Origin of the sequence: Streptomyces sp. Je 1-79 (assembly GCF_025195125.1) — a bacterium.
Classification (GTDB): domain Bacteria; phylum Actinomycetota; class Actinomycetes; order Streptomycetales; family Streptomycetaceae; genus Streptomyces.
Map to the genome: position 1 here is coordinate 147110 of NZ_JAMGSL010000001.1, position 23602 is coordinate 170711.

20 protein-coding genes are annotated in these 23602 nt (G+C 71.1%); 7 read left to right on the forward strand and 13 right to left on the reverse strand.

The annotated features are described in order from the left end of the window. Position 1 precedes the first annotated feature (1 nt). From M5362_RS00645 to M5362_RS00655, 3 genes are all read right to left on the reverse strand, one after another. Positions 2–2266, reverse strand: coding sequence for an NHLP family bacteriocin export ABC transporter peptidase/permease/ATPase subunit (locus M5362_RS00645; protein WP_374214382.1), 2265 nt, complete (start codon positions 2264–2266; stop codon positions 2–4). Then, on the reverse strand, positions 2263–3069 hold the full coding sequence (locus M5362_RS00650; RefSeq protein WP_260225212.1) for an HlyD family efflux transporter periplasmic adaptor subunit: 807 nt from the start codon (positions 3067–3069) through the stop codon (positions 2263–2265). Before M5362_RS00650 ends, M5362_RS00645 begins: the two co-directional genes overlap by 4 nt. A 98-nt stretch (positions 3070–3167) precedes the next feature. After that, entirely contained in the window at positions 3168–3419 is a 252-nt protein-coding gene (locus M5362_RS00655) for a hypothetical protein (protein ID WP_260225213.1), read from the reverse strand. 349 nt (positions 3420–3768) lie between these two features. Here M5362_RS00655 and M5362_RS00660 point away from each other — a divergent pair, with 349 nt between their 5' ends. The 6 genes from M5362_RS00660 to M5362_RS00685 all read left to right on the forward strand — a co-directional run bounded on the left by M5362_RS00660 (position 3769) and on the right by M5362_RS00685 (position 12380). Further along, positions 3769–5817: a prolyl oligopeptidase family protein gene (locus M5362_RS00660; protein WP_260225214.1), complete on the forward strand. Its 2049-nt coding sequence runs from the start codon at positions 3769–3771 to the stop codon at positions 5815–5817. A 315-nt stretch (positions 5818–6132) separates the two neighbouring features. After that, the gene (locus tag M5362_RS00665) at positions 6133–7557 is read left to right on the forward strand and encodes a globin domain-containing protein (RefSeq protein WP_260225215.1); all 1425 of its coding nucleotides are present in this window, start codon (positions 6133–6135) and stop codon (positions 7555–7557) included. Between the two features lie 89 nt (positions 7558–7646). Further along, a complete protein-coding gene (locus M5362_RS00670) occupies positions 7647–8375 on the forward strand; it encodes a pyridoxamine 5'-phosphate oxidase family protein (RefSeq protein WP_260225673.1) in 729 nt (242 codons plus the stop codon). Positions 8376–8508: 133 nt separating this feature from the next. Next, complete coding sequence (locus tag M5362_RS00675; protein ID WP_260225216.1) at positions 8509–9114, forward strand: DUF998 domain-containing protein; 606 nt, start codon at positions 8509–8511, stop codon at positions 9112–9114. Positions 9115–9266: 152 nt separating this feature from the next. Continuing rightward, positions 9267–10547 carry an MFS transporter gene (locus M5362_RS00680; RefSeq protein ID WP_260225217.1) on the forward strand — a complete coding sequence of 427 codons (1281 nt, stop codon included), beginning with the start codon at positions 9267–9269 and terminating at the stop codon, positions 10545–10547. A gap of 273 nt (positions 10548–10820) precedes the next feature. After that, positions 10821–12380, forward strand: coding sequence for a polysaccharide lyase family 1 protein (locus M5362_RS00685; RefSeq protein ID WP_260225218.1), 1560 nt, complete (start codon positions 10821–10823; stop codon positions 12378–12380). 16 nt (positions 12381–12396) lie between these two features. On the opposite strand, the gene M5362_RS00690 is transcribed toward M5362_RS00685, so the two are convergent. The 3 genes from M5362_RS00690 to M5362_RS00700 all read right to left on the reverse strand — a co-directional run bounded on the left by M5362_RS00690 (position 12397) and on the right by M5362_RS00700 (position 15469). Then, positions 12397–13185 carry a hypothetical protein gene (locus tag M5362_RS00690; protein WP_260225219.1) on the reverse strand — a complete coding sequence of 263 codons (789 nt, stop codon included), beginning with the start codon at positions 13183–13185 and terminating at the stop codon, positions 12397–12399. Between the two features lie 74 nt (positions 13186–13259). After that, entirely contained in the window at positions 13260–14513 is a 1254-nt protein-coding gene (locus M5362_RS00695) for a serine hydrolase (RefSeq protein ID WP_260225220.1), read from the reverse strand. A gap of 152 nt (positions 14514–14665) precedes the next feature. Then, positions 14666–15469, reverse strand: coding sequence for an endonuclease I family protein (locus M5362_RS00700; RefSeq protein ID WP_260225221.1), 804 nt, complete (start codon positions 15467–15469; stop codon positions 14666–14668). A gap of 307 nt (positions 15470–15776) precedes the next feature. Here M5362_RS00700 and M5362_RS00705 point away from each other — a divergent pair, with 307 nt between their 5' ends. After that, complete coding sequence (locus tag M5362_RS00705) at positions 15777–17114, forward strand: NAD(P)/FAD-dependent oxidoreductase (protein WP_260225222.1); 1338 nt, start codon at positions 15777–15779, stop codon at positions 17112–17114. A 4-nt stretch (positions 17115–17118) separates the two neighbouring features. Here the strand turns inward: M5362_RS00705 and M5362_RS00710 are convergent, their stop codons facing one another. The 7 genes from M5362_RS00710 to M5362_RS00740 all read right to left on the reverse strand — a co-directional run bounded on the left by M5362_RS00710 (position 17119) and on the right by M5362_RS00740 (position 23574). After that, the gene (locus tag M5362_RS00710) at positions 17119–18243 is read right to left on the reverse strand and encodes a DMATS family aromatic prenyltransferase (protein ID WP_260225223.1); all 1125 of its coding nucleotides are present in this window, start codon (positions 18241–18243) and stop codon (positions 17119–17121) included. A gap of 196 nt (positions 18244–18439) precedes the next feature. Then, positions 18440–19789, reverse strand: a complete 1350-nt coding sequence (locus M5362_RS00715; RefSeq protein WP_260225224.1) for a cytochrome P450 — start codon at positions 19787–19789, stop codon at positions 18440–18442. 8 nt (positions 19790–19797) lie between these two features. Continuing rightward, a complete protein-coding gene (locus M5362_RS00720) occupies positions 19798–20391 on the reverse strand; it encodes an ATP/GTP-binding protein (RefSeq protein WP_260225226.1) in 594 nt (197 codons plus the stop codon). Further along, positions 20366–20746, reverse strand: coding sequence for a DUF742 domain-containing protein (locus tag M5362_RS00725; RefSeq protein ID WP_260225227.1), 381 nt, complete (start codon positions 20744–20746; stop codon positions 20366–20368). The genes M5362_RS00720 and M5362_RS00725 overlap by 26 nt, the downstream gene beginning before the upstream one ends. Beyond that, positions 20743–21144, reverse strand: coding sequence for a roadblock/LC7 domain-containing protein (locus M5362_RS00730; RefSeq protein WP_260225228.1), 402 nt, complete (start codon positions 21142–21144; stop codon positions 20743–20745). Before M5362_RS00730 ends, M5362_RS00725 begins: the two co-directional genes overlap by 4 nt. Then, the gene (locus tag M5362_RS00735) at positions 21141–22310 is read right to left on the reverse strand and encodes an ATP-binding protein (RefSeq protein ID WP_260225229.1); all 1170 of its coding nucleotides are present in this window, start codon (positions 22308–22310) and stop codon (positions 21141–21143) included. The genes M5362_RS00730 and M5362_RS00735 overlap by 4 nt, the downstream gene beginning before the upstream one ends. Positions 22311–22590: 280 nt before the next feature. Beyond that, positions 22591–23574 (reverse strand): LuxR family transcriptional regulator, encoded by a 984-nt coding sequence (locus tag M5362_RS00740; protein WP_260225230.1) that lies wholly within the window; start codon positions 23572–23574, stop codon positions 22591–22593. Between the last annotated feature and the right edge of the window lie 28 nt (positions 23575–23602).

Below are 23602 nucleotides of genomic sequence, written 5' to 3' on the forward strand. Positions count from 1 at the left end.
CTCAGTGCTCCTTGACCAGTTCGGCGTACGCGCCGCCCGAGGCGACCAGATACGTGTGCCGGCCGCGCTCCACGACCGTGCCCCGGTCGAGCACGACGATCTCGTCGCTGTCGCGCACCGTGCTGAGCCGGTGGGCGATGACCACGCAGGCGCAGCCGCGGCGACGCAGGTTGTCGATGATGACCTGCTCGGTCGACGCGTCCAGGGCACTGGTCACCTCGTCGAGGACCATGACGCTGGGACGGCGCACCAGCGCCCGGGCGATCTCCAGACGCTGACGCTGTCCGCCGGAGAAGTTGCGGCCGTCCTGCTCGACGCGGCTGTGGATGGAGCCGGGGCGGCGGGCGACCACGTCGTACACGGCCGCGTCCTCCAGTGCGGCGACGACGGCCTCGTCCGGGACGGAGGGGTCCCACAGCGCGATGTTGTCGCGGACCGTGCCCTCGAAGAGGAAGACGTCCTGGTCGACGAAGGAGACGGAGGCGGCCAGGGCGCTGCGCGGGATGTCCTCCAGACGCATCCCGTCGATCCGGATGGCGCCCTCCCACGGGGTGTAGAGGCCGGAGATCAGCCGGGACACGGTCGACTTGCCGCTGCCCGAGCCGCCGACGAGAGCGACCTGCTGTCCGGGGCCGACCGAGAGCGAGAAGTCTTTCAGGAGCGGGGCGTCCAGCGGGCTGTAGCCGAAGGTGACGGCGTCCAGCTCCACATGCCCCTTGAGCCGGCGGGTCCTGGCCGGCGGCTCGCGGCGTGTGTAGACGGGGTCGACGGGGAAGTTCTCGACGTCCTTGAGCCGGGCGACGTCGGCCGCGAAGTCCTGGATCCGTCCGGCCACGCCGTTGAGGCGGGTGATCGGCGCGGTGAAGCTGGTCACCAGCGCCTGGAAGGCGACGAGCAGGCCCACGGAGAGATGCCCCTCCACCGCCCGCAGACCGCCGATCATGAGGATCAGGGCGCTGTTGAGCGCGGCCAGGGTGGGCGCGACGACCGCCAGCCAGGCGCTGGGCACGCCCAGCCGCTGCTGGACGTCGAGCGTCGTCGCGTGCTGACCGGCCCAGCGGCGGAAGAAGCCGTTCTCGCCGCCGGTCGCCTTCATCGTCTCGATGAGCTGGAGACCGCTGTACGAGGTGTTGGTCAGCCGGGCGCTCTCGGCGCGCAGCTTCTGCGTGTCGGTGGCCCGCAGCTGGATCACGATCCGCATGGCCACCACGTTCAGCAGCGCGATCAGTACGCCGACGACGGTGAGCTGCGGGTCGTACGTCCAGAGCAGCACCGCGTACAGGAGCACCACCACGGCGTCCACGCCCGCGGCGGCCAGGTCGCGGGCGAGTGTCTCGGCGACCGCGTCGTTGGACTGCAGGCGCTGGACCAGGTCGGCCGGGTTCCGCTGGGCGTAGAAGGTGAGGGGCAGCCGGAGCAGATGCCGCAGGAAGCGGGCGCTCCCCAGCGTGGAGGAGATGATGCGCCCGCGCAGCAGGTTCGCCTGCTGCAGCGCGGTCAGCGTCGCGGTGAGGACCAGGGTGGTCGCCATCGCCGCGAAGAGCACGGCAAGCAGCGACGTCTGGTTCCCGATGAGGAACATGTCGATGTACGTACGGCTCAGCGCGGGCACCCACGCGCCGACGACGACCAGCAGCAGGCTGGAGACCACGGCGGCGGCCATGGTGCCGGACGTGCCGCGCAGCCGGGAGGGCAGGGCGCTCATGACGCCCGGCCGGCGGCCACCGCGGCGGAAGCCCGGGGCGGGCTCGAAGGTGAGCACGATCCCGGTGAAGCTCGTGTCGAACTCGTCCATGGGGACGAACCGGCGGCCCTTGCCGGGGTCGTTGACGTACACGCCCCTGCGGCCGAAGCGGCGCCCCATGCCGTCGTAGACGACGTAGTGGTTGAACTCCCAGAACAGGACGGCCGGCGCGGCGACGTCGGCGAGGGCGGTCAGGTCCATCTGCATGCCCTTGGCCTGGAGGCCGTAACTCCGCGCGGCCTTCAGCAGGTTGCTCGCCCGGGACCCGTCGCGGGAGACACCGCAGGCGATGCGGAGCTCTTCCAGCGGGACGAAGCGGCCGTAGTGGGCGAGCACCATGGCCAGCGCGGCGGCGCCGCACTCGACGGCCTCCATCTGCAGCACCGTGGGGGTGCGCACGGTCCGGGGCCGCCGGCCCTTGGGCGCGGGGCCGCGCCGGCGGCGCGCGGGCGGGAGGCGGCGGGCCGAGGCGCGGGACCGGGAGCGGCTGCCCTCCCGCGTGGACTCCGGCGGCGCGGTCACGGCAGCAGCCAGTCGACGGGGCGCTGCGCGGACAGGTGGACGGCGCCGGTGACCGGCGTACCGGAGTCGACCGGGTGCGGGGGGCCGTCCGCCGAGGACCAGGCGTAACCGGAGGGGGTGGCGGAGGAGCGGTCGAGACGCACGAGCACCGCGACGGGGTTGCCCTGCCGTGAGAACTGCGCGGCGAGCCCGCTGTCGCCGAGGAAGGCGCCGATCTGCGCCCGCGTCTGGGGAGTCCGGCCCACGGCCTCGACGCGGCCGCGCAGGACCCCGAAACGGTCCCGTGGGGCGGACTGGACGCCGAGATCGACCCGGGCGCCCGCCTGGATCGTCGAGGCCTCGTCGCCCGGGAGGTACAGCATGGCCACCAACGGGTCCTTCGGATCGGTCACGCGCTCCACCGTCGCCACGTCCGCCCCGGTCGAGACGACCGAGCCCATCCGGGCGAAGAGTGTGGTCACCCGGCCGCCGGCCACCGCGCGCACGGGCCGGTCCCCCTTGTCCGTACGGACGGTCAGCACGGGAGCCCCGGGGGAGACGGACCGGCCCTCCTCGACGAGGACCTCGGTGACCTGTCCGGCGACCGGGCTCTGCAGCAGGTAGCTGCCCTCGGCGTGGGTGAGGACGCCGGGCGCGCTCAGTTTGGACGCCACCGTGCCGGTCAGGGCCCAGTAGCCCGCGACGGCGATCACGACGACGGTGACGGCCAGGACGAGACGCCCCTGCGGGCGTGCGAAACGTACCGGCACATCGAGTTCTTCGGGTGATTGCAGCTTGGAAAGCGCCTTCTGGCGGAACTGCACGGACTATTCCCTCGACTGCATTCGGATCATTCGGGTACGGGGGAGCCCGTGAACCCCGGAACCGGGAAGGTTCCGGGGTTCACGGGCGGTATTTCGGCTCAGAGACCGGCGAGACCGGTGATGCCGGCGGTGTTCACCGAGACGCCGGTGATGCCCTGCGCCAGGCCGGGGATGCCGGTGGCGAGGCTCTCGACGCCCTGGACCGTCTGGAGGGAGCCGACGGTGCCGAGCAGGCCCGTGACGTCGCTGGTCGCGGCACCGGCGAGGCCACCGGAGAGGGCGACGAGACCGCCGGAGACGGCGTCCAGGTCGGCGTCGGAGATCTCAACCGTCTCAAGGTCGTGACGCATGATGCGCACCCTTCATTCGTTGGGGGGGAATCCGTTTCTGCGGCCGCAGCGGGCCGATCAAAGCACGCGAACGGGTGGGCGGACCAATTCCGTTGACGCTTCGTCGTGATCGGTTGTGTACCTCGGGCAACGGCCGTGAGCCCATATTCACGGAATGCCGACACCTTCTTCGCAGGAACGAGTAACAGATTCCGGACCCCTGTCGCGCGGGGGGAATGTATGGGACAGAACAGCGTCACCCGGACGCCTTCCGTCCCGTCCCGGTCGAGGAACGGTGAAGGAGGCCGCCCTCAACACGCTCACGTTGTGCAGGTTTTCGGCAGGCGCGAGGGGGGCCGCCACCGGCACAATGCGGTGTGTGACCGATGACGATCCGTATCTGTGGCTGGAAGACGTCGAGGGCGAGGCCGCGCTGGCGTGGGTGGCCGAGCGGAACGCGGAGACGGCGGCGGCGCTGACCGCCGACGACGGCTTCGCCTCCCTCAAGGAGCGCCTGCGGGAGGCGTTGGACGCATCGGACCGCGTTCCGTACACCACGCGCCGCGGCGCGTTCCTCTACAACTACTGGCGGGACGCCACGCATGTGCGGGGCGTGTGGCGGCGCACGACGCTGGAGCGGTACCGCAAGGACGAGCCCGAGTGGGAGGTCCTCCTCGACGTCGACGCGCTCGCCGCGACGGAAGAGGAGAAGTGGGTGTGGGCGGGCGCGCGGGTGCGCCGTCCCGAGGACGACCTGGCGCTGGTGTGCCTGTCGCGCGACGGCGGCGACGCCGTGGAGGTCCGCGAGTTCGACCTCGCCACCCGGGCCTTCGTCGACGGCGGGTTCCGGTTGCCCGAGGCGAAGACACGGATCGGGTGGATCGACGAGGACACCGTCTTCGTCGGCACGGACTTCGGGCCGGGCTCGCTGACCGAGTCCGGCTATCCGCGCACGGTACGCCGCTGGCGGCGGGGCACGCCGCTGGAGGAGGCGGCCGTGGTCTTCGAGGCCGAGCCCGCGGACGTGGCGGCCTGGGGGCTGCGCGACACCACACCGGGCTTCGAGCGGGACTTCGTCGGCCGCGCGATGGACTTCTACCGCAGCGAGACGTACCTCGTGCCCCCCGGCGGGGAACTCGTGAAGATCGACGTCCCCGAGGACGCCCGCGTCTATGCCCATCGTCACCATCTGATCGTCACCCTGAAGTCCGGCTGGCTCGGACAGCCGGCCGGCTCCCTGCTGGCCTTCGACTTCGACGCCTTCCTGGCGGGCGACCGCACCGCGGAGGTGCTCTTCACCCCCGACGAGCGGACCGCTCTGGCCGGGCACTCCTGGACCCGCCACCATCTGCTCCTGGAGACGATGCGTGACGTCAGTACCCGCATCGAGATCCTCACCCCGGCGGCGGGAGAGGCCGGTTGGGCGCGCGCGCCGCTCACCGACGTCCCGCCGCTGTCCGCCGTCTCCGTCGTGGACACCGACCCGGACGTCTCCGACGAGTACTTCCTGGACGTCTCCGGGTTCCTGCAGCCCTCCACCCTCTACCGGGGGCGGATCGGCGCCGACACGGAGATCCTCAAGCAGGCGCCCGCGCGCTTCGAGACGGCGGGCCTCGCGGTGGAACAGTTCTTCGCCACCTCCCGCGACGGGACACGGGTGCCGTACTTCGTGATCGGCCCGGACCGTGCCGTCACCGGCCCCGGCCCCACCCTGCTCTACGGCTACGGCGGCTTCGAGGTCTCCCTCACCCCCTCCTACGGCGCCGTGCGCGGACGGGCCTGGCTGGAGCGCGGCGGCACCTATGTCATCGCGAACATCCGGGGAGGCGGGGAGTACGGGCCGGACTGGCACCGGGCGGCTCTCCGGGCCGACCGGCCGCGGGCCTTCGAGGACTTCGCCGCCGTCGCCCAGGACCTCGTCGCGCGCGGCATCACCACCCCCGCCACCCTCGGCGCGGCGGGCGGAAGCAACGGCGGACTGCTCATGGGCGCGATGCTCACCCGCCACCCGGAGCTCTTCGGCGCCATCGTCGCCCAGGTCCCGCTGCTCGACATGACCCGCTTCCACAGGCTCCTCGCGGGCGCGTCCTGGATCGCCGAGTACGGCAACCCCGACGAGGACGCCGACCGTCCCCACCTCCTGGAGCTCTCCCCCTACCACCGGCTCACCGCGGACCGCGCCTACCCGCCGGTCCTGCTGATGACCTCCACCCGTGACGACCGCGTCCACCCCGGCCACGCCCGCAAGACGGCCGCGCGCCTGCGCGCACTCGGGCACCGGGTCCTGTTCCACGAGAACACCGGCGGTGGCCACGCGGGCGCCAGTGACAACGAACAGACCGCCCACAACAACGCCCTCATGCACACCTTCCTGTGGCAGCACCTCGCACGAAGTGAAGACCCCGCGCACATTCTGTGATCGTCTTCGCGCCAGATGTTCGCACTTCGCCGCCAACTCGCCACGAAACCCCTGGTTCACCACGTGTTTGCCGCTGTGACCAGGGGAAACCCGGGCACATAGGGAGGGCCGAATCGAGCCTTCATGGAAACCCGGACGCGGGGTAGGGTCGAGCCCGTTCGCACGCCCGTGCCCCCTGTCGAACGCGGCATATACCGCCACTTTCGAAGTGACGGGTGCGCTTACGTGGAATTCCGATAGGGAGAGGTACATCGGGGCACAATCGGACCCCACGCGCGAAGACCGACAGAAAGACGTTCGAGGCGAGGCACACCGATGGATGGTCCGACCACCATGTCGGCCGACGGCGCGAACTCCGGCGGCGAGAGCCGGGACGGAGGCTGGTTCGGACGGAGCCCGGGGGGCACCACCCCGGGCGGCACGGCACCCGCACCGCAGGCACCGCCCTCCCCCTCCACACCGCGCGCGCCTTCCGGACCGTACGCGCCTTCCGGCCCGTCCGTACCGGAGCAGCGGACCGCTCCGCAGGCGCGACCCCCGCAGGGGCAGCGGCCCGCCCAGGCCGCTCCACCCGCACGGCCCGCGCCGGCGCCCCGTACCGCTGCACCCGAGGACACGTCCGACGCCGCACTGCTGCGCCGCACCCTCGCCGAGATCGAGCCGATCGCGGACAAGGTCACTTCGCACTTCTACGCGCTGCTCTTCCTCAAGCACCCGGACCTGCGCGCCCTGTTCCCGGCGGCGATGGACACCCAGCGGGACCGCCTCTTCACGGCGCTGCTCACCGCCGCGACCCACGTGGACGATGCCGACACCCTGACCGCGTACCTCTCCCGGCTCGGGCGTGGCCACCGCAAGTACGGCACGCTCCCCGAGCACTACCCGGCCGTCGGCGAGGCGCTGCTCGGCGCCCTCGCGAGCTACGCCCCGGAGAGCTGGGGGCCGAGGACCGAAGCGGCCTGGGTGGGCGCCTACACCGCGATCTCCCAGATCATGATCGACGCGGCGGCCCAGGACGAACTCCGTGCCCCCGCCTGGTGGCAGGCGGAGGTCGTCGGCCACGAGATGCGCACCCGGGACATCGCGGTCGTGACGGTCCGCCCCGACCAGCCCTACCCCTTCCTCGCCGGTCAGTACACCGCCCTGGAGACCCCCTGGTGGCCGCGCGTCTGGCGGCACTACTCCTTCGCCTCCGCGCCCCGGTCCGACGGGCTGCTCTCCTTCCACGTCAAGGCCGTGCCGGCGGGCTGGGTCTCCAACGCCCTCGTGCACCGCGCCCGCCCCGGTCACGTGATCCGGCTCGGCGCGCCCCTGGGGTCCATGACCGTGGACCACAGCAGCGACAACGGGCTCCTGTGCCTCGGCGGAGGCACCGGCATCGCGCCCATCAAGGCCCTGGTCGAGGACGTGGCCCAGCACGGCAGACGCCGTTCCGTCCAGGTCTTCTACGGGGCGCGACGCGACCACGACCTGTACGACATCGACACCATGCTCCGGATGCAGCAGTCGCACCCCTGGCTCTCGGTCCGCCCCGTCGTCGACGACGGCCCGGCGGGCGAGCTCTGCGGCCAACTGCCCGACGCGGTGTGCCAGTACGGCCCGTGGCACACCTACGACGCCTACCTCTCCGGCCCGCCCGGCATGATCAGACGCGGCGTCGACACCCTGGTCGGCATCGGCATCCCGACCCACCGCATACGGCACGACTCCATCGAGGAACTGGTCGGGGCAAGGAATTGAGCACTTTCGAACAGGCCGGGTACCGGCAGCCGACGCCGGTCCGCACCACACGCCCGGGCAGCGACGGCGAGCACCTGGTCCAGCAGCGCATGGGCACCACCGAGCGGGCCGACCGGTTCTACGCCGACCAGGTCCTCGACCGGCTCAACACCCGGATGCGCGAGTTCGTGGCGCGCCAGGAGATGTTCTTCCTGGCGACCGCCGACCGGCACGGCGAGTGCGACAACACCTTCCGGGCCGGGCCGCCCGGCTTCCTCCACGTCCTGGACGACCGGACGCTCGCCTACCCCGAGTACCGGGGCAACGGCGTCCAGGCCAGCCTCGGCAACATCGAGGAGAACGCCCACGTCGGCATCCTCATGGTGGACTTCCTCCGGGACCGCATAGGGCTCCACGTCAACGGCCGGGCGCGGGTCGTGGCCGACGACGCCATGCGCCGGGCCCACGCGGGCCTCCCGTACGACAGCGTGCCGGGCCGCCGCGCCCAGGTGTGGGTGGAGGTCAGCGTCGAGGAGGCGTACATCCACTGCGCCAAGCACATTCCCCACCTGCAGAAGGTGCCCAGGCCCGAGTCCGGTCGCGCCTGGGGCACGGACGACGTCAAGCGCAAGGGCGGCGACTTCTTCGGAGCCGCCGCCGAATCGGCCGAACGAGGCGTGTTCCTGCCCCCGCCGCGCGCGGACGCGGCGACGTGGCGTGCGGAGGCCGAGAGGGTTCTGGTCCGGGCCGAGCAGCGCCGGGGCGAGGACGAGGAGCAGGCGTTCACGGGCTGGTTCGCCAGAAAGGTGACCGCTTCCTCGTCCCCGGGCCCGGCCTGATCCTTGGCGGTACCTTCGCCGGGCCCGGTTAAGGATCAGCGCGCGCCCGGCGCCCCGCTCCCCACACGCCCATTCGGATTCCACCCGCCCGCGTACGCGCGGCGGAAGCAGGTGATCCGCTTACGGTGGGCCGATGCGATCTGTTCCTCGGTGGGCCCTGGTGTCGTCCGGGTGCGCCCCTCTCCTCCTGGCCGGCGGCTGGGCGATCGCGGCCCGGTTGGAGGGGCCCGCGTACGATCCCGTCGCTCAGACGATCAGCGTGCTCGGGGCCTACGGGGCCGAGGGCTTCTGGGTGATGACCGGAGCGCTGCTCGCGCTGGGTGTCTGCCACCTCCTCACCGCCTGGGGGCTGCGCCCGGCCGCCCTCGCCGGACGCGTGGCGCTGGCGGGCGGCGGAGTGGCCGCCTTCGCGGTGGTCCTGCTCCCGGCGCCGACCAGCGGAGGGTCGCTGCGCCACGGCTCGGTCGCGGCGGTCGGTTTCACCCTCCTCGCCCTGTGGCCGGTCCTGGCCGTCGGCCGCGGGGAGGCCGTGCCGTGGGGGCTACGGCTCGCGCCCGCCGTCGGGGCGACGGTGCTGATGGTCGTCGGCGCGCTGTGGTTCTTCTTCGAGGCCAACCGCCAGGGCGCTCCGGGTGTCGCCGAACGTCTCGTGACCTGCATGCAGTCGGTGTGGCCCTTCGTCGTCGTCACCTCCTGCGTCCTGTCCCGCGCCGACGACGAGGCGCGGTCGGCGGGCTGAGCCCCTGGACCCCAAGCCATACGGAGCTCTGACCAAGCCCTGACGGAAACCTGAAAGAGCTCTGAAGCAAGGCCCCTTGTACCCCTCCCGGCCCGCGACCGATCATGAGAATCCGGCGCCCCGCGGCGGCGCGAGAGCGAGGACACGTACGCATGACAGACCCGGCCGCCTCCACGCACCCCTTCCGGGCCCTGCGCGTCCGCAACTTCCGGCTCTTCGCCACCGGTCAGGTCGTCTCCGTCGCCGGCACCTGGATGTCCGTCGTGGCGCAGGACTGGCTCGTCCTGGAGCTGACCCACGACTCCGCGACCGCCCTCGGCACCGTCACCGCCCTGCAGTTCACCCCGATGCTGCTCCTCACCCTGTACGGCGGGAGGCTGGCCGACCGCTACGACAAGCGGGCGCTCCTGACCGCGGCCAACGTCGTCTCCGGACTCCTCGCCCTGATCCTCGCCGTCCTCGTCCTCACCGGCAGCGCGGGCCTCGCGCACATCTACGCGTTCGCGCTCGCGCTGGGCCTGGTCAACGCAGTCGAGGTACCCACCCGGATGTCCTTCGTCGGCGAGCTGGTCGGCCCCGAACTGCTTCCCAACGCGTCGGCGTTGAGCGCCGCCTACTTCAACGTCGCCCGGGTCGCCGGCCCCGCCGTCGCCGGACTGGTCATCACCGCGTTCGGCACCGGCTGGGTCCTGCTCGTCAACGCGCTCAGCTACGCGGCGACCGTCGTCGCCCTGCGCCGGATGCGCCCCGACGAGATCCGGCGCGCCCCCGCCCCCGCGGGCCGGGCCCGGGTCATCGACGGGCTGCGCCACGTGCGCGGCCGCCCCGACCTCATGGTGCCGCTCGCGCTGGTCGCCGGAGTGAGTCTCTTCGGGCTGAACTTCCAGCTCACCCTGCCGCTGCTCGCCAAGACGGTGTTCCACGCCGACGCCACCTCCTTCGGCCTGCTCACCACCGCCTTCGCCGCCGGCTCGCTGACCGCCGCGTTCCTCACCACGGCCCGCAGGTCACGGCCCTCGGGGCGTCTGGTCACCGGTTCGGCCCTGGTCTTCGCCGTCCTGGAGACCGCGGCCGGCTGGGCGCCCGGCTACCCGGCCGCCGTGGTCCTGCTCTTCCTCACCGGCGGCGCCTCGATCTACTTCGCCCAGGCCGCCAACCACCGCGTCCAGCTCGGCAGCGACCCGCGCTACCGCGGCCGGGTCCTCGCCCTCTACACCCTCATCCTCCAGGGATCGACCCCCCTCGGCGCGCTGCTCATGAGCCGTGTCGGCGCGGAGTGGGGCGCCAGGGCCTGCTTCGTCGTCGGCGGCCTCGCCTCCCTCGCCGCCGGCCTCGCCGCGCTCGCCCACCACGCGGGCCGCTCGGGCCCCGAGGCCGGGTCCGGGGTGCGGGCCGCGGGCCCCGGGAAGGCCGCCGAGGACATACGAGCCTGACCTCGTACGGCAGTTGACGCGGGGTCACCGTTCCCCCCGACCGAGGGCCGGGATGAGCTCCGGCGTTCACATCACTGAATTTTTGCCGCGTGACGGAACCTTGTCAGCCCCACCGGGGCGCCCTATTGTCGCCGTCGGAAAGCGCTTTCTCCGCTCATGGGCAGACCCACCGCAGGTGGGTCGGCGGGCGCGATCGGCCCGTCGGCACGACGACGTACGCACCAGATCAGACGGCACCCGACGACGCATGTCGAAGACGAATGGGGAACGACGATGAGACGACCAGTAGCACCGCGACTCAGTGCGGCGCTGGCCGCGGCGGCCCTGGTGGCCGCGGGTGGCGTGGTCCTGTCGATGCCGGAGGCATCGGCGGCGACCGGCAGCGCCACCGGTTACGCGTCCCAGAACGGCGGGACCACCGGAGGGGCGGGCGGGCAGACCGTGCGGGCCACCACGGGGACCGCGATCCACGGGGCCCTGTGCGGCCGGGCCAGTACCGGCACGCCGCTCGTCATCGAGGTCGAGGGCACCATCAACCACGGCAACACCAGCAAGGTCTCGGGCACGGGCTGCAACACCGCCGACGGTGTGATCGAGCTCAAGCAGATCAGCAATGTCACGATCGTCGGGGTCGGCGGCGGCGCCGTCTTCGACCAACTGGGTATCCATATACGTGAATCCAGCAACATCATCATCCAGAACGTGACCGTACGGAACGTCAAGAAGTCGGGCTCGCCCACGTCGAACGGCGGCGACGCCATCGGCATGGAGAGCGGCGTCCGCAACGTGTGGGTCGATCACGTCACCCTGGAGGCGTCGGGCGGGGAGTCGGAGGGATTCGACGGTCTCTTCGACATGAAAGACAACACCCAGTACGTGACCCTGTCCTACAGCACCCTGCGCAACTCCGGCCGCGGCGGCCTCATCGGGTCCAGCGAGAGCGACCTCTCGAACGGCTTCATCACGTACCACCACAACCTGTACGAGAACATCGACTCCCGCGCGCCCCTCCTGCGCGGGGGTACGGCCCACATCTACAACAACCACTACGTGAGCCTCAACGAGTCCGGCATCAACTCCCGGGCCGGAGCCCGCGCCAAGGTGGACAACAACTACTTCGAGGACTCCAAGGACGTCCTGGGCACCTTCTACACCGACGCGGCCGGGTACTGGCAGGTCAGCGGCAACATCTTCGACAACGTGACCTGGTCGAGCCCCGGCACCGACAACAACCCCGCGGGTCCGAACCCGCAGTCCAACACCACGGTCTCCATCCCGTACGCCTACAGCCTCGACAACGCCGGCTGCGTGCCGGCCGTCGTGAGCCAGACCGCGGGCGCGAACAAGGGCCTGCGCGTGTCGGACGGCAGCTGCACCCCGCAGACACCGGCGCCCACGACCCCGCAGCCGACCACGCCGGCGCCCACCACACCGGCTCCGACGCCCACGCCGACCCAGCCCGGTGGCGGGACCAACCTCAGCATCGGGGCGGGGGCCGACGGTTCGAGCAAGGCCGACGGCACGAGCTACGGCAACGTGCGGGACGGTGACCTGAACACCTACTGGTCACCGGCCGGCGCCACCGGTTCCGTCTCCGTCAAGTGGGGGTCCGCCACCACCGTGTCCAGGATCGTCGTCCGGGAGGCCGCGGGCTCCGCCGGCGGCATCGGGACCTGGCGGGTCGTCAACGCGGACACCGGCGCGGTCCTGACCTCCGGCAGCGGGGCGGGGGCCATCACCTTCCCCCAGACCTCGCTGAAGAAGATCACCTTCGAGATCACCGGCTCGACGGGTGCCCCCAAGGTCGCCGAGCTGGAGACCTACGCGCGGTAGACCCTGCCGCCGGGGATCACTCGCCCGGCGGCGCGTCCCAGGCCTTCGCCAGCCCTTCCAGCCACACGGGAGGGAGCTCCACCCGGTCCCACTCCTCCCGCAGCGCGACGGGTGCCGAGACGAGACGCTCGAGCACGGCGATGCTGCTGGGGGAGTGGAGGAGGGCGTAGCGGCCGTGGATGGAGACGTCGCTGCCGGGTCCGTACTGCGCGTACACGCGGGCCAGCTGTCCGCCCCAGGCCTCCGCGAACTCGGCCAGATGTCCGGCGTATCCCGCCCGCTCCGCGGTGCTCATCGTGCCGAGGACGGCGACGAGGACGTCCTCCGACACCTCCGGGTCGAGGTCGGAGACATGGGTGAAGGCCAGATAGAGCGGGGTCACGGCCACCTTCGCCCGCTCCACGTCCACCCCCGCGACCGGGGGGTGGACGTGCGCCGTGTCCGCCGCACCGCCCTGCGCGGAGTCGTCCTGCTCGTCGGCGCCGAGGGCCCGCCGCAGGGCGCGCTCGGCGATGCGCAGGAGTGCGTCGTCGACGGTCCGGGCGCCGTCGGCCCACCCGAGGTCGTACCGACGGCCCCTCGCCTCCGGGGCGCCCTCGATGAGCGGGGCGATCTCACCGTGCGCCTCCGCGAGGGCGCCGGCCTCGACCAGCGCGATCAGCTGCCCGGCCTCGTCCTGCGGTACGCCGGTGCGGGCGAGGAGCCCGAGCAGGGTCGTCTTCGCGTTCCTGACGTCGGCCGAGTTCGGGAGGGCGGCCGGGTGGACGTCCTTCGCTTCGTGGGGCGGCGGCTGCTCCGTGTTCATGGTCACCATGCTGCCTGACGGCGGTCACGCGCCGGCTCCTGATCGAAGGAGCCGGCGCGTGAAGGTCCTGTGGCTCAGCTGATCGTCAGCGGCGTTCCCGGCGCGAGCTCGGCCGCGATGAGCTCGGCGACGTCCTCGGCCGTGTTGCCCTCGGGCGTGTCCGCGGTCTTGGTCGTGGAGACGGCGATCGCGAGACGCTCCGAGGGCAGGTATGCCTGGATCGCCGCATAGCCGGAGAACGACGGGTTCTGGACCAGCCAGCCGTTGACCACGATGATGCCCAGTCCGAAGTGGGCGGCCTCGGTCTGCGGCAGACAGATCGTGGCGGGGCACGTGGCGGTCGGGTGGCCGAGGCCCACCGTGCCCGGGTTGACGAAGGTGCGGTAGGAGCGGGGCGAGAGGAGTTCGCCGGTGCCCATGCCCCGCGCGGAACGGGCCAGGTCACAGATGTCGGTCGTGATGACCGCGCCGGGCGCGGTGGTCCACGACGGGTTCCAGTAGGTGGACTCCTCGTAGATGCCGCGGTCGGAGGTGAAGGCGTGCAGGGCCGGCGCCGGGATCTCCGGGGTGAAGTTGTTCTGCGTGTTGCGCAGCCCCAGGGGACGCCAGATCCGCTCGTTCAGGAGCTGGTCGATCCGGGTGCCGGTGATCTTCTCCAGCGCGATGCTCAGGAGCAGGTAGTTGGCGTGCGAGTAGCTCCAGTTGGTGCCCGGCTCGTACCAGAACGAGTGGCTGAAGGGGTACGCGAGGAGCTGCTGCGGGGTCCAGTGGCGGAACGGGTGTGCCGTCAGCTCGGCGAGGAAGGCCGGGTCGGTGACGTAGTCGTGGAGGCCGGTGGTGTTGGTGGCCAGCATCCGCAGCGTGATCCGGTCGGCCTTCGGTACGAAGGGCAGCCAGCGCTCCACGGTGTCGTCGAGCCGGACCTTCCGCTCCTCCACCAGCTGGAGGAGGGCCGTGCCGATGTGGGCGAAGGCCACGGAGCCGGCGCGGAAGTGCATGTCAGGGCGGGCCGGGACTCCGGTCATGGACTCGCCGAGCGCGTCGGTGACGACCTCGCGCCCGTCGATGGTGACCCGCAGCTCCACGCTGTTCAGCTTGAGGTCGTTCTTGGCCTTGCGGGTGATGCCCAGGACCTTCCGGGCCTGACCGTCCAGGGGGCGCTCGGTCCGCACGCAGTCGCGCGGGCCGGGGCCGCCCGGGCCCTCGGCGAGCGCGGGTGCGACAGCGCCGGTCTGGACCGTGACGGCGAGGAGGGCGGCACAGAGCAGGGCCGCCCTGCGGACACCCGCGCGAGTGCGTGGACGCGTGGGGGAGGGGGTGCGTGTCATGAGCGCACTATGTCGGGAAGGAGGGGAGGAACCGTCAGAACACTCCGTAGAAGCGGGCAGACGCGTCCAAGTGGGGCAGGTTCGTCACCCCGGGCCTCGCGGGCCGAGCTCCGCACCCGGGGTGCGGAGCTCGGGGGACCGTGAGGGCCGGACTACCAGATCGCCTCGACCCATTCCGGGTGGTCGATGAAGGGATTGCGGTTGCCCTGGTAGGTGCTGTGGATGACGTCGTTGCGCCGCTCCTCGAAGGCGCTCGGCGGGTCCTGCTCGTTCCACTGCTTCAGGACCGAGAGGCGGCCGTGCAGGGGGACGCTGCCGTTGGAGACCGACTCGTTGGGCTCCAGGTCCGCCCAGGCGTCGTCGCCCTCGTAGCGGACGGCCATGTAGAGGATCATCCGGGCCACGTCGCCCTTGTCCGCGTCGCGCGGCTCGAAGGAGTTGGAGTCCGTGTAGCTGCCGGGCGCGCCGCTGACCGCGCTGCCGCCGTTGTCGAAGTCCTTGTTGCCGCGGATGCTGTTGACCTGGACGTCGGCGGCCCGCAGGTGGTGGAGGTCGGTGCCGGGGCCGGCCGAGGTGCCGAAGCTGCCGTGGGACTGGGCCCACACGTGCTCGCGGTTCCAGTCGCCCACGTCGCCGCCGTTGAGGCTCTTGCTGCGCGAGGTGCCGCTGTACAGCAGGACCACGTTGGCGCTGTTGTTCGGGTCCTGGTCCGTGACCTTGAGCGCGTTCCAGACCGCGTCGTACGAGATCCTGCTCTGGCTGCCGATGATCGTGTGCAGCGAGGACTTCAGGCTCGTGCCGGTCTTGCCGATCGCGTTCTTGTAGTACGTGCTGTCGTACGCGGTGGTGGTGGCGCCGGCCGGGGTGGCGGCGACCGTCGGGAGGGTGAGCCCGATGAGGACCGCGGATATGGTCGCGGCCAGGGCCTTCCATCTGCCGGTGGGCACAGAGGACATGGGGGACCTTTCGTGGGGGACGGGACGCGTCGGGACACACGGCTTCCGGCTCAACGGCACCGCGGTCTACGCGGGTTGCACTGCTGCAAGCGGGAGCGTGGCACGGCCGGGTGAGCCGCCGTGTAACCCGGAGAAGGCTTTTCCGTGACGTTCTCGCATCGGCGCGACCCCGGATCGTTTCCCGGCCCCTCGGAAGATCACGTTCGAACCGTGATCGGTATCGTGAGGCTTCCGGGCTCCCGCACGGGGGGTCAGCGGTGTCAACCGCCCCCGGTGCGAGGACGGATGGTGTTCTGTGGAGGGATCCTTGGACAGGTCACGTACGGTCGGTGTCCCCGCCGCCCCGACCGTGTGTGTCATCGGTGCGGGCCTGTCCGGGCTGGCCACCGCACACGCGCTCTCGGTCAGGGGAATCGGCTTCGTCTGCCTGGAGAAGGCGCCGGACGTCGGTGGGATCTGGCGCCAGCCGGGGGCAGGTGAGCGTGGCCCGGCCTATATGTCGCTCCATCTGAACAGCGCCAAACAGCTCACCGGTTACAGCGACTTCCCCATGCCGGAGGAGCTGCCCCTCTATCCCGGCCACAGCGATGTCGCCGCCTATCTGCGGTCCTTCGCCGAGTGGGCCGGACTGCTGCCGCACCTCGAACTGCGCACCGAGGTGACCTCCGTGCGCCAGGGCGACGACGGTGCCTGGACCGTCGTCAGCCGGGACGCGCGGGGCGAGGTGACGGAACGGCGCTTCGAGCGGGTGGTCGTCGCCTCCGGCCACAACACCGAGGCGGTGCTGCCCGATCCGCTGCCGCGGGGCTCGGAATCCTTCGCCGGAAGGATTCTGCACTCGATGGACTACCGCGACGGAGCCGACTTCGCCGGACAGCACGTCGTCGTCGTGGGGATGGGGGCGTCGGGCGTCGACATCGCGGCGGACCTCTCCCGGCACGCGGCGCGGACGATGCTCTCCGTCCGCCGGGGACTGCACGTCGTGCCCAAGCAGCTCTTCGGCATGTCCGTGGACCTGATCGCCGACGCGCCGTGGTGGAGCGAGATGTCCTTCCCCGAGCAGCGCAGCTTCGTCGAGCAGGCGCTGCTCGTGGCGCGGGGCAGGCTGTCGGACTACGGTCTGCCCGAGCCCGACCACCCGGTCTTCTCCTCCGCCGTGACGATCTCGGACGAGATCCTCAGCCGCATACGGCACGGAGGGGTGATCCCCAAGCCCGCCGTCGCCTCTCTGGACGGCGGCCGGGTGTCCTTCGCCGACGGCACCGAGGCGGAGGCGGACGCGATCGTCTACTGCACCGGATTCCGCATGGCCTTCCCCTTCCTGCCCGCCGGACTCCCGGCGGGCAGGCGGCAAGGGGTGGTCGAGCTCTACAGACGGGTCGTCGCCCCCGACCGGCCCGGCCTGTACTTCGTCGGTCTGATCCGTCCCGTGGGCTCGATCACCCGCCTCGTGGAGGCCCAGGCGCGGTGGGTGGCGCGGATCGTCGACGGTGACGTCACGCTGCCGCCCGCCGATGTCATGCGCGAGGAGATCGGCACGTACCTCAAGGGCATCGAGGAGCGTTACGGCCGGACCGAGGGGGCCTCCATCCAGGTGGACGTCGGCCCCTACCTCCGGGAGCTGCGGGAGTTGCAGGACGCGTAGCGCGTCAGTGGACGGCTTCCGCCCGACGCGACGGTACGGCCGCGGTGGCCGGCGGCCTCACCTCGTACGCCTCGGAGGAGAGGTAGGCGGTCACGCGCGGCAGCCGTCCCTCCTGGTGGGCGAGGCCCACGTATGCGATGAGGCCGACGCCGTCCCGCAGCCGGCGCGAGGTGACGGCGGCGACCGACCGGCGGAGCGGGGTGGCGTCCATGCCGTGCCGGCCGAGGACGGCCACCGCCCGGTCGAGGGCCTCGCCGTCGTGCCGGGCGTAGTCGCGGACGGGGATGTACAGCGTGAAGCCGCTGGGCCGTCCGGTCACCGTCTCGGTGAAGGCGTGGCAGGACTGCACCGGGCGGCGGTCGAGCCGCGGGTCGCGGCCGGGGGCATCGGTGTCGTGACCGGCCGCCGTGCGGAAGAACGAGGTGATCTCCGCCGCTCCCGGACCGCCGTCCACGCGGGACAGGCCGGCCGCCTCGGCCGCCGACAGGTCGTGGTGCGCGAGATAGATCTTCACCCGGGGCTCGGCCCAGTCGCCGAGGTCCAGGGCGAAGAACAGATGGCGGTCGCCCGTCGGCAGGGACGCGAACGCCTGGTGGTGGCCGAGTCGGCGCAGGGCCTCCCGTACGGTGTCGGCGGAACGTTCCTTCCCGGACGCCGCGGGGTTCAGATAGACCTTCACCCGGGGGACCCCGCCGGGGACCAGCTCCAGCGCGCACCAGAGCGCCAGCGGACCCTGGGGGTCCGGCGGGAAGAACAGGTCCTCCAGCTCGTCCAGCCGCCTGGTGTCGAAGCCCCAGCGCCGCGCCATCCCACGGACCACCCGCAGTCCGGTACGGCCGTTCTCCGCCAGGTCGGCGGCGCCGCACCCCGGCTCCAGGAGCACGCGCAGCGTGGGTCGTTGGTCCGGCGTGAAGGAGAGCGAGAACTCCACCGGGGTGTGGTCGTCGGAGAGGAAGGAGTCGTCGGGCGCCGGCAGGTCGAGTGACCGCTCGGCGACGGGGCCCAGCGCGGAGAGCATGGTCCGCGCATACGCCGCGGAGTCGGCCCCGTCCAACCCCGCGGCCTCGCACAGCCGCAGCACCTGTCTCGCGGCGTGTTCCCCCAGCGTTCCCCCCGCGTCTGTGGGCACCCAAGAAGATACCCGCCCGGACGGGCGGGTATCGAGGGGGTCGAACGGGGTGGGGTGGTGCAGAATCCCGGCGTCGATGGATATGTGGTCCACGACACTCCTTTGCCTCGTAAGCAGCTCCGAACAACGCGGTGCTCACTACCCCTGAGGCAGAACGTTCATGCAGTGACGGGACAGGCAGGTGGGGTTGCGTTGATCACTTCGCCAGCCAGTTGAGGAACTGGCTCCACATACCGCTCCGTTCGCGCTTGCGGCCCGCCTCGGACGCCTCGGCGTGGGCCGCCGCGCCGGGACGTGACTGCGTGGGAGTCCGGTGTCCGCCCTCGGCCGGGGTGAACCGGGCCGGCAGTGTGGCCAGACCACGGTTGAACGGGCCCGGCCGCCAGACGAGACTGTCCTCCGGCACCGCGAGTTCGACGTCGGGAAGCCGGTTGAGCAGGTTCTCGACGGCGGTGACGGTGATCTGCCGTGCGGGGTCCTTCGACGGGCAGGCGTGCGGGCCCGCGCTCCACGCCAGGTGGGCCCGGTTGCTGCCGGACTGTCGCGAAGCCGTCAGCGTCGGCCCGGTGTTGGCGGCCGCGAAGCTGACGAGGACGAGATCGCCCGCCCGGAACTTCTGCCCGGCGAACTCCATGTCGGACGCCGGGTAGTGCGGCGCCAGGTTCTGCATGGGCGGGTTCTCCCACAGCGTGTCGTCGATGGCCTCGTCGATCAGCCCGCCCTTGTGGGCGTACGCGTCGTGGGTGAGCAGCCGGTGCAGGGTGTTGCCGATGAGGTTGCGCAGCGGTTCGTTGCCCGCGACCAGCAGCAGGGCGAGCTGATGGACCATCTCCTCGTCCGTCAGCTTCGCCTGATGCTGCATCAGCCACGAGGTGACGTCGTCCCCGGGCCTGGCCCGCTTGAGCGCCACCAGTTCGCCGACGGCTCCGAACAGCACCTCGATCGCCCGCTCGGCGTTGACACCGTCGAACATGCCGGTGATGCCGAACAGCACCCGGTCGCCGATGTCGGCGGGGCAGCCGAAGAGCTCGTTGAACACGAACATCGGCAGCTGCTTGGCGTAGTCAGCCAGCAGGTCGGCCGAGCCGCGCGTGCCGAACTGCGCGATCAGGTACTCGGAGACCTGCTCCGTGGTCCGGCTCAGCTTGCGCGTGTCGACGCGGGCCATGCTGTCCGTGACCGCCTGACGCAGCCGCAGATGCTCGGCGCCGTCGCTGAACATGCAGTTGGGGCGGTACGCCAGCACGGGCACGATCGGGCTGTCCGGGCTGATCCGGCCCTCGTTGAGGTCGCGCCAGCGGCGCGCGTCCTTGCGGAAGGAACCGGAGTCCTGGAGGAGTTGCAGCGCCGTCGCGTAGTCCGTGACGAGCGTGGCCTCCACCCCCGGAGCGAGCTCCACGGGCGCGGTCGGGCCGTAGTTGCGGAGATAGGCGTAGTACGCCTGCGGGTCTGCCGCGAACTCCGGTCCGTGCAGCGGTACCCGGCCGCCGGTCTCGTGGGCGGGGCACCCGGGCGGGGGTACGGGGGTGGTGGGTCGAGCGTCCATGTCTCTTCCTAGTGAGCGCGGTCCAGCAAGTAGCGGACGAGGGTGATCAGCGCGTCGGCGGACGACTTCTCGTCGCGCGCGTCGCAGGTGACGACCGGCGTGTCGTCGAGCAGGTCCAGCGCCTCGCGCAGCGCCCGTTCCTCGCGGTCCTGGGTGCCGTCGAAGTGGTTGACGGCGATCGCGTAGTCGAGGCCGTACTGCTCGATCAGGTCGATCACGGCGAAGGAGTCCGCCAGCCGCTCGGGGTCGACCAGCACCAGCGCTCCGAGCGCGCCGCGTGCCATGTCCTCCCACATCTGGACGAAGCGCTGCTGGCCGGGCGTCCCGAACAGGTAGAGCACGACGCGGTCGCTGATGGTCAGACGGCCGAAGTCCATGGCCACCGTCGTGGTGGTCTTGCTCCGGACCCCCTTGAGGTCGTCGAAGGACTCGCCGGCGCGGGTCATCGTCTCCTCGGTGGTCAGCGGAGGAATCTCCGAGATCGCACCGATGAAGGTGGTCTTGCCCACGGCGAAGTGACCGACGACGAGGATCTTCACGGCGGTCTGCGTCGCCCCGCCGCGCACGTACGCCTGCTCATCCAAACTTGGCGCGGAGCCCATTCAGGACCTCCTCGAGAATGTCTCGGTCCGCGAGCGCGGCACGCTGCACGGGTGGACGGGTGACGAGATAGCCGCCCTCGCTGAGGGCGGAGAGAAGGATCCTCACCACACCGATCGGCAGCCGGGTGTGGCCCGCGACCTCGGCGACCGAGAGATAGCCGGCGGTGCACAGCTCCAGCAGGCTCTGCTCCTCCGGAGAGAGCCGGGTGGGGCGCCGCTGCTGCCGGTCGTCGGCCGCGGTCACCAGCGTGACCAGGGACAGCTGCGCCTCGTCGGGCAGGCCGCGCCCCTTGGTGATGACGTACGGACGAACTAACTCCGCCGCCTCGGGACCCAGTTCGTCGAAACCGTTCATGAGCGGACGCCGAGGTTCTCGCGCGGCGGTGTCGTCAGGGCCTTGCCCAGCTGACCGACGAGCTGCTGCATCCGGAACGTGATGTCCTGCATGTCGACGTCCGGCGAGGCCGAGACACCGAGGTACGCGCCTTCGCCGGCGGAGATCAGGAAGACCCAGCCGCCGTCGAACTCGACCAGCGTCTGGCGCCACTGCAGGCGCCCGGCCTCGACGAAGAACCCGAGCGAGCGGCTGAGCGACTGCATGCCGCTCATCGCCGCCGCTACCGTGTCCGCGTTGTCCTTCTCGAAATCCCTGGTCCGGGCCATCAGCAGACCGTCGGCGGAGACCAGGACCGCGTGCAGCGCCCCGGGTATCTCCAAGGCGCTGTCAAGCATCCATGACAGATCGTCGTTCACGAGATCTCATGCCCTTCGCTGCTCGCATCACGTGTGCTGCTGGTCTGGTCCGCCGAGTCCGGGCGCGTGGCCCGGCCGGACTGCGTGCCTCGCTGGAAGGCCCCCATGATCGCCGCGGTCTCCGCACCGGAGCGGGCCGGTGCGGGCGCGGCCGCGGTGGAGCCGGTCACGATGGCCATCGGCCGCTTGCGACGCCGTCGCGGCAGACCGTCGTCCGTCGTGGACGTGGTCACCGCGGACGTGGGACCGCTCGGGTCCGGCGCGGCGACGGCGGGAACGGCGGGCGCGGGGGCCTTCTTCTCCGGCATGCCGGTGAGCATGTCGTGCGGCAGGAGAAGGACCGAGCGGACGCCGCCGTACGGCGAACTGGAGTCCACGGACACCTCGAATCCGAAGCGTTCACAGAGCACGCCGATGACGGCGAAACCGAACTGCGGCGGGCTGCCGAGTCCGGACACGCCGGAGACGCGCTCAGTCGTCAGGAGTTTCGCGGCCCGGGCCCGCTCCTCGTCGTTCATGCCGACACCGGCGTCGTCGACGACGATACAAATACCCTTGGGCACGGTACGGATATTGATTTCGACCACGGTGTCCGGGCTGGAATAGCTCGTGGCATTGTCGAGCAGCTCCGCGAGAGCCAGCGCCACCGGTTCGACGGCCCGGCTCGTGATGCCGAAGTCGACCTGCGAAAGGATTTCGACCCGCCGGTAGTGACGGATTCTTCCCTGGGCGCTGCGGACCACGTCGTACACCGAGGCGACTTCACGCTGGCGCCCCAGCCAGCCGTCGCACAGCACGGCGATGGACTGTGCGCGCCGGCCGAACTGGGAGTTGGTGTGGTCGATCTCCAGAAGGTCGTGGAGAATGACGGAATCGCCGTACTTGCTCTGCAGCCCGGAGATGACCAACTGCTGCTCGGCGGCGAGGCCCTGGAGGGTCCGCATGGCGGACTTCAGGACCGATTTGGTCGAGTCCTGGGCCCGCTCCTTCTCGTCCTCGACGGATTTCGAGTAGCTGTTCTCCAACTCGGAGTAGTGGGCCTTGAGCTCTGCGGTCTCCTGCCGTAAAGTCCGTATCGCTTTGCGCTGGCGAACGATTACGGCCACAGCGCCGAGGACGGCGACCAGGAGGACCCAGAGTGCTGGGTTCTGTGCGTAAGACGTCATAAGGCTCTCTTCAGGCGACTGACGGTCAGTTGCTGAATTCCGTCAATGCGGGTGGACCGGCGGACCGTCCGTACCGGGGTACTTGCCCGGATGGTCGCCGTGGTCGGAGATGTCGTTTTGCACCCATCCACCGCTCCGCAAGCGTCGTGATCTTATCACCGGGCGCGAACAGGTGACCGATCGTCAATATGCGGACGACTGCGGGCCATTGGCACCAATCCGCCGCCCGGTTCCCCCGGGAGCCCGGCCGTTCGTGCGATTCCGCTCCAGGGACCCTCGGTCACAGCCAACCGGAACGCTGCGCCTGCAAGGCCAACTGGAAGCGGTTGGCGGCTCCCAGACGGGCCATCAGGATCTGGAGCCGGCGGAAGAGCGTGCGGCGGCTGATCCCCAGCTCCCGGGCGACGACCTCGTCGGTCGCGCCGCCCGCCAGGAGCCACAGCAGACGACGGTCGGCCGGAGGCAGGCCGCCCGGGCGTGTGGTACGGCCGTGGAAGGGCAGGGCGTTCTGCCAGGACTGCTCGAAGAGGGCCACGAGCGCGGAGAGCAGCCCGCTCGGCTGCACCACCAGCAGCGTGTTGACGACGTCCGCCTCCTTGATCGACAACGACACCAGCGCGTAGGCGTCGTCGATGATCAGGAGCTTGACCGGCACCGACGGCAGGACCCTGGCCTGCTCGCCGGCCTCGACGCACGGCTCGATGACGTCCCTCAGATGACCGGGATGCTCCAGCGACTCCCGCGAGTAGACGACCCGCTGCGTCACCCCGCGGGCGAGCGTGGCCAGCGCGTCCTGGGTGGCGGTGGAGAGCGGGAAGTACGGCGGCGACTCGAACTGACGGATCTGTTCGCGGGCGCTCGCCCACGCGTGCCGCATCCTCGGGCCGACGGCGTCCCCGGTGACGACCTCGACGAGATGGTCGTCGTACGCGGCGAGCCGCTGCCGCCGGAACGACTCGAAGGCGCCCCCGACGGCGATACGCGACGCGTCGAGCTCGGCCGCGCGGTGCCGGGCGAGGATCTCCAGCCCCGCGGCGGGCGGCACCGGAGCCACCACCTCCGCACCCTCCTCCGCCGCACGGGCCAGACCCGCGTCGGCCAGTGCGCCGTACGCCGCGGCGAGCTCCGCACCGCTCAGGCCCGCCGCGGCCCCGATCTCGCTCAGCGGGGCGGGTGCCCGTTCGAGGAGTGCCAGATAGACCCGGCCCGCGGCATCGTCGATGCCCAGGAGCCGGAGGGCCTCGCCGAGTCTCGCGTTCGTCATGCCCCGCATTATCGACGGCAACCAGGGC